Raw genomic sequence first — 11,441 nt, forward strand, 5'->3', positions numbered from 1 at the left:
CTGTGCGTAGATGTGATCAAGAGACAGGCGCATCCTGCACCCGTTCCAGCGGCGCCAGCACGTGCTTGATGGCCAGCAGCGTCGCCAGCAGCGCCAAGCCGGTCAGCAGCAGCACGCCCAGGATGGCCTTGCCCGCGATGTCGCGCGCCAGCGCCGTGCGCGCGTGCAGCGTCTGCGCCACCGCCACCAGGGCCCAGCCCTCGCCCAGCCGCCGCGTGGTGACCGCGATGCGCACGGGCTCCCCGCGCCAGGCCCCGTCCTCCACCAGCACGCGGCCCTGGCGCAGCAGCGCCTGTTCCCGCGGCGTCATCGGGCCGAGCGCGAGGTCCGGCGATCCCGCCACCACGACGCCACGCGGGTCCACCACCTTGTAGGCGACGCGGTCCATGGCGGAGAGCGAGGCCAGGACGGAGATCGGCGGCTCCACCGCCACCATGACGCCCTGCTGGTAGGTGTTCTCGGCGATCTGCGAGGCGCCATAGCGCAGCAGCGTGTCATGGGCGCTGCCGGCCGTCACCCAGGCATAGTACCAGCCCGCCACCGCGAAGCAGGCGCCGACCGAGCCCAGCACGAGCATCAGCAGCACCGCCACCCGCGCATGCAGGGAACGCACCGCGCTCATCGCGGCACGAGCTGGTAGCCGAGGCCGCGCAGCGTGCGGATCTCGGCGCGGGAGGCGGCGATCTTGCGGCGCAGCCGGGCGACATACTGCTCCACCGCATTGGCCCCGGCGGCGCCGTCCAGCCCGAAGAGCCGTTCCACGATCTGCTCCTTGCCGACGATGCGGCCGCCCCGCGCCACGAGGATCTCCAGCAGCGCCAGCTCCCGCCGCGTGAGGTCCAGCGGCTCGCCCTCCACGCTCGCGATGCGGCCGGACAGGTCGATGGCGATGTCGCCGAAGCGCAGCGCGTTGGTGGCGCTGCCGCTGCCCCGCCGCAGCAGGGCGCGGACGCGCGCCTCCAGCTCCAGGAAGTCGAAGGGCTTCACCAGGTAGTCGTCGGCGCCGAGGTCCAGCGCCCCGACCCGGTCCGCCACGCCGGAACGCGCCGTCAGCATCAGCACCGGTGTCGCCAGCCGCCGCTCGCGCGCATGGCGCAGCAGCGCCAGCCCGTCCGGCGGCGGCAGCATCACATCGAGGATGAAGAGATCGTAGGGCTGCACGTCCATGCGCGCCGCGGCCCCCTCGCCGTCGCGCTCCCAGTCCACCTCGTGCCCCATCCGCTGCAGACGGGCCTGGATGCCCTCGCCCACATCCGCCGTGTCCTCGACCAACAGGATCCGCATCGCACCGCACTGTCATATCGCAACGCAGCAACGATTTTTGCGCGCCCGTCAGTTTGGCAACAGATTGCGGAGATATCCAGGGCGCAAGCCCGGCCCGTGAGAGGACCGGGGAAACAGGGAAGAGAGGGTCCGCAAATGGATGCTGCCGCCCCGGATGCGTCCGTGCCGCTGCTGTCGGTGCAGGATGTCACGTTGCAGTACAAGACGGAGGATTCCGTCGTCACCGCCACGCACCGCGTCGGCTTCGATGTCTATCCCTCCGACCGCTACATCCTGCTCGGCCCTTCCGGCTGCGGCAAGTCCACGCTGCTGAAGGCGATCGGCGGCTATCTCACCCCCTCCGAGGGCGAGATCCGGCTCAAGGGGCGCGAGGTGCGCCATCCCGGCCCGGACCGCATGATGGTCTTCCAGGAATTCGATCAGCTCCTGCCCTGGAAGACTGTGCGGGAGAACGTGATGTTCGCCCTCACCGCCAGCGGCCGCGCCAGGGGCGCCGAGGCGCGCGACCGCGCCGACAGCTATATCGAGAAGGTCGGCCTGGCGAAGTTCGCCGACAGCTTCCCGCATATGCTCTCCGGCGGCATGAAGCAGCGCGTGGCGATCGCCCGCGGCATGGCGATGGAGCCGGACGTGCTGCTGATGGACGAGCCCTTCGCCGCGCTCGACGCCCTGACCCGGCGCCGGATGCAGGAGGAGCTGCTGCGCCTGTGGGACGACACGCGCTTCACCGTGCTCTTCGTCACCCATTCCATCGAGGAAGCCATCCGCGTCGGCACGCGCATCCTGCTGCTCTCGCCACATCCCGGGCAGGTGAAGGCGGAGCTGAACAGCGTCCCGCCCGAGCTGCTGGGCACCGCCGCCGCGGCGGAGCTGGAGACGCGCATCAACGACATGCTCTTCGTGCACTGAGGAACGACCCATGAGCATCACCGTGAATGGCGGCCCCCTGGTCGCGCGCCCCGAGATCGTCCGCGAGCCGTCCCGCAGCGGGATCGGCGAGATCAACAAGCCGATCTCCGCCTGGGAATCCGTCTACCGCATCGGCGCGCTGCGCAAGGCGCTGATCCTCCTCGTCCTGGCCCTGGTCTGGGAGGCCTATGGGCGCTGGCTCGACAACCCGCTGCTCTTCCCGCCCTTCACCGCCACGGTGCAGGCGCTGTTCGAGAACCTCGCCAACGGCATCATCCCCGCCCGCACGCTGATCTCGCTGCGCACGCTGGTCGTCGGCTACGCCATCGGCATCGCCCTGGCAGCCGTGCTGACCACCATCGCCATCGGCTCGCGCATCGGCACGGACCTGCTGGAAACCCTGACGGCCATGTTCAACCCGCTGCCGGCCATCGCGCTGCTGCCGCTGGCGCTGATCTGGTTCGGCCTGGGATCGGGCAGCGTGATCTTCGTGCTGGTGCACTCCGTGCTCTGGGCCATCGCGCTGAACACCCATGCCGGCTTCCGCTCGGTGTCCAAGACGCTGCGCATGGTGGGGCAGAACTACGGGCTGACCGGGCTGCGGCTGGTGAAGGACATCCTGATCCCCGCCGCCTTCCCCTCGATCCTCACCGGCCTCAAGGTCGGCTGGGCCTTTGCCTGGCGCACGCTGATCGCGGCGGAGCTGGTCTTCGGTGTCTCCTCCGGCTCCGGCGGCCTCGGCTGGTTCATCTTCGAGAACCGCAACCAGCTGGAGACGGCCAATGTCTTCGCCGGGCTGTTCTTCGTGATCCTGATCGGCCTCTTCGTGGAGAGCTTCATCTTCGCCAACATCGAGAAGCGCACGATCCGCCGCTGGGGCATGCAGCACTGACCGGCCGTCGTACGAACCTCGTCCAACGATAAGACAGAACGGGAGCGTCCCATGCAACGTCGCCAGATCCTCACCGCCGGTGCCGCCCTTTCCGCGGCGCTGGCCACCCCCGCCCTGCTGATCCGCCGCGCCCATGCGGAGGCCGGCAAGCTCCGCCTTTCCCACGGCTACGGCATCCTGTACCTGCCGCTCATCGTGATGCGCGACCAGAAGCTGCTGGAGAAGCACGCCGATGCGGCGGGCCTCGGCCCCATCGACGTCTCCTGGCAGATGCTCGATGGCGGCAACGTCATCAACGACGCGATGCTGGCGGGCTCCCTCCACATCGCAGGCACCGGCGCGCCGGGCTTCATCACCCTCTGGTCGCGGGCCCGGGGCATCCCCCGCTCCGAGATCATCGGCGTCAGCGGCATGAGCACCTGCACCCTGTCGCTCAACACCAACCGGCCGAACATCCGCTCGCTCGCGGACTTCACGCCGGGCGACAAGATTGCCCTGCCCGGCATCAAGACCTCGCTCGCGGCCGTGGTGCTGCAGATGCTGGTGGCCAAGCAGTTCGGCCAGGCGAACTACGCGAAGCTCGACCCGATGACGGTCGGCCTGCCGCATCCCGAGGCCTTCACCGCGCTGATGAGCGGCAAGACCGAGATCGCGGCGCATTTCGCCTCGCCGCCCTATTCGAGCCGCGAACTGGAGGACCCCCGCATCCACCGGGTGATCGCGGCCAGCGAGGTTCTGGGCAATGCCACGCTGGACGTGACCTTCGCCCCGCGCCAGTTCGTCAACAACAACCCGAAGATCATGGCGGCCTTCCTCGCGGCCCAGGATGAGGCCAACAAGATGATCGTCTCCGATCCGGTGAAGGCGGCAGGCATCTTCAACCGCGTCTCCCCGACCGGCAGCACGGACGAGGCGGTGGTGGCCATGCTGAAGGAGCCCGACACCAAGTTCGACACGACGCCGCACGGGCTGATGGAATACGCGAACTTCATGGGCGCCGTGGGCACCATCCGCAACAAGCCGGCGAAGTGGCAGGACCTGTTCATGCCGGAGCTGCACGAGCGCCCCGGTTCATGAGGCCGGGTTCGTGAGGCCCGCCGCATGGCATCCGGCCCGGGATGTCCTCAGGCCGCGGCGTCCGCCGCCGCGACCTCCCGCGCCCGCCCGCCCTCGGCCATCAGGGTCCTGACCCGCGGGAAGGCCACGAGCTGGCGGCGGTACAGGCCGGCGGCGGCACCGATCATCGTGCCGCCCCGGCGCAACAGGGCATCGCCCCATTCCACGATGCGCAGATTGGGCCAGGCCTTGGGCCGGATGCGCAGGATCTCCTCGTAGATCGCCTCCGCCGGCAGGTCCGGCCGGGCCTGCGCCAGGATCAGCGCCATGGCCGCGGTCGAACGCGAGATGCCGGCATGGCAATGCACCAGCAGCCGCCCGCCCGGCTCCGCCAGCAGGCCGGCGCCGAAGGCCAGGATCTGCTCCACATGCTCCCGCTCCGGCCGGACCATGCCCGGCATCTCCTCGATCACGTCGTGGAAGCGCAGCTCCAGCTTCCGGTGCTCGCCGAAGCGGCCGAAGCTCTCCGGGACAGGCCATTCCGGGTCGAGGATGGAGAGCACGTGGCTCACCCCGGCCTCGCAATGGCCGTCCAGCTCCTCGATGCCACAGATTCCGATGCCGAAAGGTGCGATGGGGTCCATGTCCCTGGCTTAGCGCCGGGGCAGGCCGCTTGCCACTCCACAGACGGCGCGGTTGCGCACGCGCCCCTTCTCACGGTGAGGGCGGCGCAGACCTTGATCCGGGTGTTTGCAGGCGGGATCTCGTGCCAGCAACCGGAGTTGATCCAAAAAGAGATATAAACATTCAGGGTTGCTGAAACTTGTGATGCATCACGAATGGGTTGAGTGATCCCTAGGCACCCTTTAAGATGCCGTTAATCCCGTGCGGAGATCACAGCCCTGGCTGTCTCCAACGGGAGGCATGGAGATTGGCGGGAACCGGATGAAGCGCTTGGTGATCGATCTCGACGGCACGCTGACCATCGACGACCCCCAACTCGACTATCCCAGCAAGCGCCCCAACCTCGCGGTGGTGGAGAAGCTGCGGGAATACAAGGCGCAGGGCTTCGAGATCGTCGTCTGCACCGCGCGCAACATGCGCACCCACCAGGGCAATGTCGGGCTGATCAACGTCCACACCCTGCCCGTCATCACCGACTGGCTGCGCCGCCACGACATCCCCTATGACGAGATCCATGTCGGCAAGCCGTGGTGCGGGCATGACGGCTTCCATGTGGACGACAAGGCCCTGCGCCCCGACGAGTTCGTCCGCATGAGCCACGAGGAGATTGCGGCCCTCCTCCATCTCGGCCGGAACGCGGCATGAGCCACAACGCCCCGCTCGCCCTGATCACCTCGGCCGCCTATGTGAACGCCGAGATCGGCGCCGAATTCGGCCAGTTGCCGCCCTGCTTCCTGCCCTTCGGGCACAACCGCCTCTTCACCCCGCAGATCGCCAGCCTGCGCCGCCTGGGCGAGCGCGTGGTGCTGACCCTGCCGCAGAGCTTCGAGCCGGAGGACTGGGACCAGGCCCAGCTCCTGGCCGCCGGCGTGGAACTCCTCTTCATCCCGGACGGGCTCAGCCTCGGCGAGAGCATCGCCTATGCCCTGACCCTCTCCGACGCCCGCGGCCCGGTGCGCATCCTGCACGGCGACACGCTCTTCCTCGAAGCCCTGCCGGACACGCTGGACGAGGTCGGCGTGGCCACCAGCGCCGATTCCTACAGCTGGGGCGTCCTCAGCGGCGGGCTGCACGGCAGCTTCGTCAGCCGTCGCCCCGGCACCGCCGCCCGGCAGGACCAGGTCCTCAGCGGCTGGTTCGCCCTCTCCTCCGCCCCGGCCCTGGGCCGTGCCCTGGCCGAGGCACGGGGCGACTTCCTGCGCGCCCTGGCCCTCTACAACGCCCGCCACCCGCTGACCTTCCGCCTGCTGGACGGCTGGCTGGACTTCGGCCACCTCCAGACCTTCTACCGCTCCCGCGCCAAGGTCAGCACGGCCCGCGCCTTCAACGCCATCGCCGTCGCCGGCCGCTCCGTGCTCAAGACCGGCGAGAAGAGCGACAAGCTTTCCGCCGAGGCCGACTGGTTCGAGAACATCCCCCCGCCGCTGCGCCTGCATGCCCCGCCCTTCCTGGGGCGCGAGGGCAATGGCTACCGCATCGGCTATGAGTTCAGCCCGACGCTGCACGAGCTCTTCGTCTTCGGGCGGCTGGAACAGGCGAGCTGGGCGCGCATCATGGAAGGCTGCTTCGACTTCCTGCGCACCGCCCGGCAGCTCGGCGCCGAGGCCGCCCCCGCGCACCTGCCGCCCGACGCGCTGCGCGTCCTGGCCCTCGACAAGACCGCCGCGCGGCTGGAGCAATGGGCCCGCGCCAGCCGCATCGACCTCGACACCGAATGGCGCTCGGGCGGGCGGCGCCTCCCCTCGCTCCGCCGCATCGCGGACGAGACCGCCGCCATCGCCGCCGCCACCGACCCCCTGCCCGGCGTCATGCATGGCGATCTCTGCTTCCCCAACACCTTCTTCGATTTCCGGCAGCAGCAGATCAAGGTGATCGACCCGCGCGGCTCCGTCCGCGATGGGGAACACACGGTCTTCGGCGACCTGCGCTACGACCTCGCCAAGCTGAACCATTCGGTCGAGGGCTATGACCTGATCCTCACCGGCCGCTACCAGGTGGAGCAGCCGGAGCCCTATGACCTGACCCTGCACCTGTCGCGCGAGGGCGCGGCGGGATTCCTGCCCGAGATCGCGGCGGAGATGGACCTCCTCGGCCGGCGCACCAGCGATGCGGGCACGCGGGCGCTGACCGTGCATCTCTTCCTCTCGATGCTCCCCCTGCATGCCGACCGGCCCGACCGCCAGCGCGCCTTCCTGGCCAATGCGCTGCGCCTCTATGCCGGGATGGAGACGCCCGCATGATCGTCTTCCCCATGGCCGGCCTCAGCAGCCGCTTCACCAAGGCCGGCTACGACCGGCCGAAATGGATGCTGCCGCTGGCCGGGCGGCCGCTGCTGGACTGGTCCCTGCTCGGCTTCAGCGAGATGTTCGGCAGCGAGACCTTCCTGCTGATCCATCTCGACCGGCCGGGCGTCGCGGAATTCGTGCGCGCCCGGGCCGAGGCGATCGGCATCCGGAACCTGCGGATGGTCGCCCTGCCGGAACCCACGCGGGGGCAGGCGGAGACCGTGCAACTCGGCCTCGACGGCGCGGAAGTGCCGAACGGGGAACCGGTCACCATCTTCAACATCGACACCATCCGGCCCGGCGTGCGCAAGGCGAGCTTCGACGGCACGGCGGGCTGGCTGGAATGCTTCCTGGGGGAAGGCGACCACTGGTCCTTCGTCCGCCCCACCGACCCGACCAACCCGCCGGAAGGCGTGGCCGCCGAGGTGGTGGAGAAGCGCCGAATCGCGCCCTTCTGCTGCTCGGGCCTGTATCATTTCGGGTCGGCCACCCTGTTCCGCGACGCCTATGCGCGGGAACTGGCGGCGCCCTCGACCAACGAGATCTATGTGGCGCCGATGTACCGGCACCTGATCGGGGCCGGACACGAGGTACGTTATGGGACCATCCCGATGGAGGAGATTTTCTTCAGCGGGACACCGGCGGAATACGAGGCGCTGCTCGCGGACACGACGGCGTTGCGCCTGACTTTTCCGGGACTGTGATCGCACCACCGCGCCATCCGGGCCGTCCCACCGCATGAAAAGACACCAGAAAAGGAACCCCGGATGGGCGTGAAAGTCAGCGTCATCTGCACCGGGCAGCTTCGCGACCCCTTCGAGTTCGGCATCATCATGACGCGGCTCCTGAACCTTCGGGAACAGGGCCGAATCGATCAGTTGATCCTATCCTCCTGGAAGGATGATCTGGTGGCCTCTCCGGAGGTTCTGACGGCCCTGCGCCGCGCCGGGTTCCAAGTGGTTCTGAGCGATCTGCCGGTCGTCCCAGGCCCGGGTGTGTGCTGGTTCCAGAAGCGGCAGTTGGCCGCTGGCCTGCAACTGGTCGAGCCGGGCTCCATCGTCGCCAAGGTTCGCACCGATAAGTGCGCGCATCTGATTGAGCGTGTGGTGCTGCACGCCAATCAGCGGCGGGAGACCATCGCGGACGAGCCTGAGGCCGGTGCCTATCGCCGCCAGGTCTCGGCCACCAACATCGTCACCAACTGGGTCCTCTCCCATTCCGACTTCACCTTCGTCGGCCTGCGGGAGGATCTGTCGCGCATGACGGTGTGCGACAACACCGATGCGGCCTGGGTCGGCGCCGGTCCCGTCGCCGAAGTGGAATGGTACCACGGCGCCCTGCGCGGGGTGGACCCGGTAACCGACCAGTGGATGCGGCACCTCGATGCCGGGTTGCTGGCCCGCAGCCTGACCAAGATGGACCCGAAGACGATCGACCGGGAGGCTCTTGCAGCCCTCTGGCCGATCTTTGCCCGGGCCTGGGTGCTGACCAACACCCATTACCGCATCCTCTACAGCGCGCCCTTCGACGAGGCGAAGCTGCCCGGCGATGTACCGCTCGCCCTGCTCAATGGGCAGATGGATATGGCGCCGCGCGACGGACTCGCCCTGATCGGTCCGAAGGTGAAGGTGGGCAATGCGGCGATGGCCCAGGCACTTTCGGCGCATCCCGCCATTCTGGAGGGTGCCGCACGGGAGCCGGACCCACCTAAGGTGGCTGAGGCGCTGCGCCTGTTGCTCGGCGCTTCCGATGCCAAGGTCATGATCGGGAGCCTCTCTACAAGCCACGAGCCCATCAATAGCGTGGGACCAGCCCCGCATACCGTCATGCTGCGCGCCATTTTCGGCGCCGGGGCTGAAGCGGTGGGGCGCGTCTTCCCTGATCCGATGAAGCTGAACGAGTTGGCCCAGGGCCGCGACCCAGATAATGCGCTGCTGGCAGAGGCAGTCCGTATTGGTCAGGAAGGAGCGGCCTCGGGCGACGAGGTGAAGCTGCGAGCCGCGGCCGAAGTGCTGGCAATGTTGACCTACAAGCGTCATCCGCCGGCTCTACGAGCCCTACTTGCCTTACCCAAGTTAGAAACCTTCATTGAGTCCGAACGCTTGCGAAGCATTTTTCATAGAGCGACGTCTTTCGAACCAAGAATTTGGGAAATTGTCGCAGAAAAAAATAAAGTAAACCCAGATTTTCCAAAGATGAGCGCATGAAAATGCTTAGGGATGAAAAGAACAACGTTGTTCAAGACAATGATAGTGGGGTAAAAGTAAAAATTTACCCTTCCGCTCGTGATTGCATTGTAAAGATCGGGTCGGATTGCAGATTAGATAATTTTCAAATCCATCTTTACGCAGAAAAATTAGTGGTGGAAATCGGAAACAATAACAATATTCGCGGCGACGCTTACATGAAGATTTCCAAGGCCAGCTTAAGAATTGGAAATTCCAATAACATCCGCAATAATGTGTTTATGAATATTGGTGGAGATATTAAAATCGGAAGCAATTGCTTATTTGCCGCAGTTAAATTTCGCTCCACAGACAGTCACAAAATTTATGACGAAATTAGCGGAGAACAAATTAACGTCGATTCGCCAATTAGCGTGGGAGATAAGGTCTGGCTTGCTGAAGATGTTCTTCTCCTAGGCGGAGCGCAAGTAGGAAACGGCTGTGTAGTAGGCGCAAGATCTCTTATAACCTCTCAATTACCTGATAAATGTTTGGCTGTTGGACTACCTGCAAAAGTGGTTCGCACCGGGATACATTGGGAAGAATAGAAATAATTTTTGGCCTGAAATGCGCAACCGGGACAGAGAAGGATTTTCACTTGAAAAACATCAGCATACTCACCGGAGCCGATGACAGCCATTTTGACTATCTATCAGCAATGCTTGAGTCGGTAAAATTCTTTAATGATTTAGAACTTCCAGTATATATTGCCGATTTTGGCCTTTCCGACGAAAACAAGAAGAAAATCAACGAAATATATCCTACATCGAAAATTGTCTCTTACAACGCCATAGAAATAGACATAGAAAAAATAAAAAACCACCAAAAAGCAGCAGAAATTCCGTGGATCGATTACGTAACAAAGACGATGAGGAAGTTGGGCATAGAGGAATTTAGCGAATCCAGATACTTTCTTTGGCTTGATGGCGACACCCTAATGTTACGGCCTATATCAGAATGGCTTCCTGAGCCCGTTCCCGATGGATTGATAGCGAACAGAAATTCAAAGCAGGAACTCGCCAAGCTATTTAGACACAGAAATGATAGCCTTCGGGAGGAATTGGCGGCAGCGCTTTTAGAAAAAATAAACCAATCGCACTACACTCCAATTTCGTTTAATAGCGGCGTCATGCTGGCAGATGCAAAATTCTATCGGCGAATGGTGGAGTACGCCCGAAACAACTTCCTGCATGATTTTGGCCCTTTTTTAATGGGCGACCAATCGGTTATCAACGCATCAATGGCATTGAATAATATTCCCGCCACCGACATGAGTAATACCATCAATTTTTCGCCAAGTGTTGATCGCGAGTCTTATGTGGAAGAATGTTTTCTCGTGGCAAGAAACGAACATTTCAGGTCAATAAGATTTGGTCGTGCTTTTTACCCCTCGGTTTTGCATTTTCTAGGGATTAAGCCTTTAACTCACAACAATAGAGAAGACCCTGCAGTATTGGTGTATGAATGGTGGCGAGACCGTGCCCGGAAAGGGTTTTCATGATAGGCTACACAGACATTAGCTAAGTGATCAAACTCCTCTCCCCCACCACCCCCTCACTCCCCGGAAACGCCGCCGCCACCGCCTGCGGCGGCAACCGCAGGTGATCCCGCAGCAGCCCCTTGGCCACCGCCCGCAGGTCCCGCGTCGGCGCCAGGTCCCGGTTCTCGAACAACTGCCCGTCGCGCAGTCCCGGCCAGTCCGCCAGCACCCGCCCGCCCGCCACCGCCCCGCCGAGGACGAAGGCCACGCCCCCGGTGCCATGGTCCGTCCCGTTGTTGCCGTTCACCCGCGCGGTGCGGCCGAACTCGGTCATCACCAGCACGGCGGTGTGCTTCCAGGCGGGGCCGAGCTGCGCCTTCAGCGCGTTCATCCCACCATCCAGCTGCGACAGCACGGGGTTCAGCCGCCGCGTCTGGTCGGCATGGGTGTCCCAGCCGCCGATCTCCAGCGCCGCCACGCGCGGCCCGTCCGGCGCCGCCATCAGCTTCCCCGCGATCCCGGCCAGGGCCAGGAAGCCGCCGCGCACGCCCCGCTCTTCCCGCAGCACCTCGCTGGCGAAGCCCCGGCCGCGCAGCCCGTCCTGCACCGCGGGGCCGAGCAGCGGG

At 64.9% G+C, this 11,441-nt stretch carries 13 protein-coding genes; 9 read left to right on the top strand and 4 right to left on the bottom strand.

Going from position 1 to position 11,441, the window contains the following annotated elements; translation table 11 throughout:
- Nucleotides 1-16: 16 nt before the first annotated feature.
- Nucleotides 17-622, bottom strand: coding sequence for a sensor histidine kinase N-terminal domain-containing protein (locus tag ROTAS13_RS11900; RefSeq protein WP_075822451.1), 606 nt, complete (start codon nucleotides 620-622; stop codon nucleotides 17-19).
- Nucleotides 619-1,284 (bottom strand): response regulator transcription factor, encoded by a 666-nt coding sequence (locus ROTAS13_RS11905; protein ID WP_019460891.1) that lies wholly within the window; start codon nucleotides 1,282-1,284, stop codon nucleotides 619-621. The genes ROTAS13_RS11900 and ROTAS13_RS11905 overlap by 4 nt, the downstream gene beginning before the upstream one ends.
- A 135-nt stretch (nucleotides 1,285-1,419) precedes the next feature.
- Between ROTAS13_RS11905 and ROTAS13_RS11910 the strand changes: the two genes are divergently transcribed.
- The 3 genes from ROTAS13_RS11910 to ROTAS13_RS11920 are packed head-to-tail and all read left to right on the top strand — an operon-like array spanning nucleotide 1,420 to nucleotide 4,162.
- Nucleotides 1,420-2,193 (top strand): ABC transporter ATP-binding protein, encoded by a 774-nt coding sequence (locus ROTAS13_RS11910; protein WP_019460890.1) that lies wholly within the window; start codon nucleotides 1,420-1,422, stop codon nucleotides 2,191-2,193.
- A 10-nt stretch (nucleotides 2,194-2,203) separates the two neighbouring features.
- Nucleotides 2,204-3,085, top strand: a complete 882-nt coding sequence (locus tag ROTAS13_RS11915) for an ABC transporter permease (RefSeq protein ID WP_019460889.1) — start codon at nucleotides 2,204-2,206, stop codon at nucleotides 3,083-3,085.
- A 51-nt stretch (nucleotides 3,086-3,136) separates the two neighbouring features.
- Complete coding sequence (locus ROTAS13_RS11920; RefSeq protein ID WP_075822452.1) at nucleotides 3,137-4,162, top strand: ABC transporter substrate-binding protein; 1,026 nt, start codon at nucleotides 3,137-3,139, stop codon at nucleotides 4,160-4,162.
- Between the two features lie 47 nt (nucleotides 4,163-4,209).
- Here ROTAS13_RS11920 and ROTAS13_RS11925 read toward each other — a convergent pair whose 3' ends face one another.
- On the bottom strand, nucleotides 4,210-4,785 hold the full coding sequence (locus ROTAS13_RS11925; protein ID WP_019460887.1) for a tyrosine phosphatase family protein: 576 nt from the start codon (nucleotides 4,783-4,785) through the stop codon (nucleotides 4,210-4,212).
- Between the two features lie 301 nt (nucleotides 4,786-5,086).
- Between ROTAS13_RS11925 and ROTAS13_RS11930 the strand changes: the two genes are divergently transcribed.
- The 6 genes from ROTAS13_RS11930 to ROTAS13_RS27150 all read left to right on the top strand — a co-directional run bounded on the left by ROTAS13_RS11930 (nucleotide 5,087) and on the right by ROTAS13_RS27150 (nucleotide 10,836).
- Complete coding sequence (locus tag ROTAS13_RS11930) at nucleotides 5,087-5,470, top strand: HAD hydrolase family protein (protein ID WP_019460886.1); 384 nt, start codon at nucleotides 5,087-5,089, stop codon at nucleotides 5,468-5,470.
- A complete protein-coding gene (locus ROTAS13_RS11935; protein ID WP_075822453.1) occupies nucleotides 5,467-7,065 on the top strand; it encodes a hypothetical protein in 1,599 nt (532 codons plus the stop codon). Before ROTAS13_RS11930 ends, ROTAS13_RS11935 begins: the two co-directional genes overlap by 4 nt.
- On the top strand, nucleotides 7,062-7,814 hold the full coding sequence (locus tag ROTAS13_RS11940; RefSeq protein ID WP_075822454.1) for an NTP transferase domain-containing protein: 753 nt from the start codon (nucleotides 7,062-7,064) through the stop codon (nucleotides 7,812-7,814). Before ROTAS13_RS11935 ends, ROTAS13_RS11940 begins: the two co-directional genes overlap by 4 nt.
- A 63-nt stretch (nucleotides 7,815-7,877) precedes the next feature.
- Nucleotides 7,878-9,317, top strand: a complete 1,440-nt coding sequence (locus ROTAS13_RS11945; RefSeq protein ID WP_075822455.1) for a hypothetical protein — start codon at nucleotides 7,878-7,880, stop codon at nucleotides 9,315-9,317.
- A complete protein-coding gene (locus tag ROTAS13_RS25740) occupies nucleotides 9,314-9,883 on the top strand; it encodes an acyltransferase (protein WP_083755494.1) in 570 nt (189 codons plus the stop codon). The genes ROTAS13_RS11945 and ROTAS13_RS25740 overlap by 4 nt, the downstream gene beginning before the upstream one ends.
- 50 nt (nucleotides 9,884-9,933) lie before the next feature.
- Complete coding sequence (locus tag ROTAS13_RS27150; RefSeq protein WP_171979084.1) at nucleotides 9,934-10,836, top strand: hypothetical protein; 903 nt, start codon at nucleotides 9,934-9,936, stop codon at nucleotides 10,834-10,836.
- Nucleotides 10,837-10,855: 19 nt separating this feature from the next.
- On the opposite strand, the gene ROTAS13_RS11955 is transcribed toward ROTAS13_RS27150, so the two are convergent.
- Nucleotides 10,856-11,441: DUF1501 domain-containing protein (locus ROTAS13_RS11955; protein ID WP_139323337.1), on the bottom strand; the 586-nt coding region annotated here is incomplete at its 5' end.

Origin of the sequence: Roseomonas sp. TAS13 (genome assembly GCF_001950415.1) — a bacterium.
GTDB classification, from domain to species: Bacteria; Pseudomonadota; Alphaproteobacteria; order Acetobacterales; family Acetobacteraceae; genus Roseomonas; species Roseomonas mucosa.

Excerpts from the sequence above, each read along its gene's own strand:
- ROTAS13_RS11900 (WP_075822451.1), bottom strand. The coding sequence starts at position 622 with ATGAGCGCGGTGCGTTCCCTGCATGCGCGGGTGGCGGTGCTGCTGATG.
- ROTAS13_RS11905 (WP_019460891.1), bottom strand. The coding sequence starts at position 1,284 with ATGCGGATCCTGTTGGTCGAGGACACGGCGGATGTGGGCGAGGGCATC.
- ROTAS13_RS11910 (WP_019460890.1), top strand. The coding sequence starts at position 1,420 with ATGGATGCTGCCGCCCCGGATGCGTCCGTGCCGCTGCTGTCGGTGCAG.
- ROTAS13_RS11915 (WP_019460889.1), top strand. The coding sequence starts at position 2,204 with ATGAGCATCACCGTGAATGGCGGCCCCCTGGTCGCGCGCCCCGAGATC.
- ROTAS13_RS11920 (WP_075822452.1), top strand. The coding sequence starts at position 3,137 with ATGCAACGTCGCCAGATCCTCACCGCCGGTGCCGCCCTTTCCGCGGCG.
- ROTAS13_RS11925 (WP_019460887.1), bottom strand. The coding sequence starts at position 4,785 with ATGGACCCCATCGCACCTTTCGGCATCGGAATCTGTGGCATCGAGGAG.
- ROTAS13_RS11930 (WP_019460886.1), top strand. The coding sequence starts at position 5,087 with ATGAAGCGCTTGGTGATCGATCTCGACGGCACGCTGACCATCGACGAC.
- ROTAS13_RS11935 (WP_075822453.1), top strand. The coding sequence starts at position 5,467 with ATGAGCCACAACGCCCCGCTCGCCCTGATCACCTCGGCCGCCTATGTG.
- ROTAS13_RS11940 (WP_075822454.1), top strand. The coding sequence starts at position 7,062 with ATGATCGTCTTCCCCATGGCCGGCCTCAGCAGCCGCTTCACCAAGGCC.
- ROTAS13_RS11945 (WP_075822455.1), top strand. The coding sequence starts at position 7,878 with ATGGGCGTGAAAGTCAGCGTCATCTGCACCGGGCAGCTTCGCGACCCC.
- ROTAS13_RS25740 (WP_083755494.1), top strand. The coding sequence starts at position 9,314 with ATGAAAATGCTTAGGGATGAAAAGAACAACGTTGTTCAAGACAATGAT.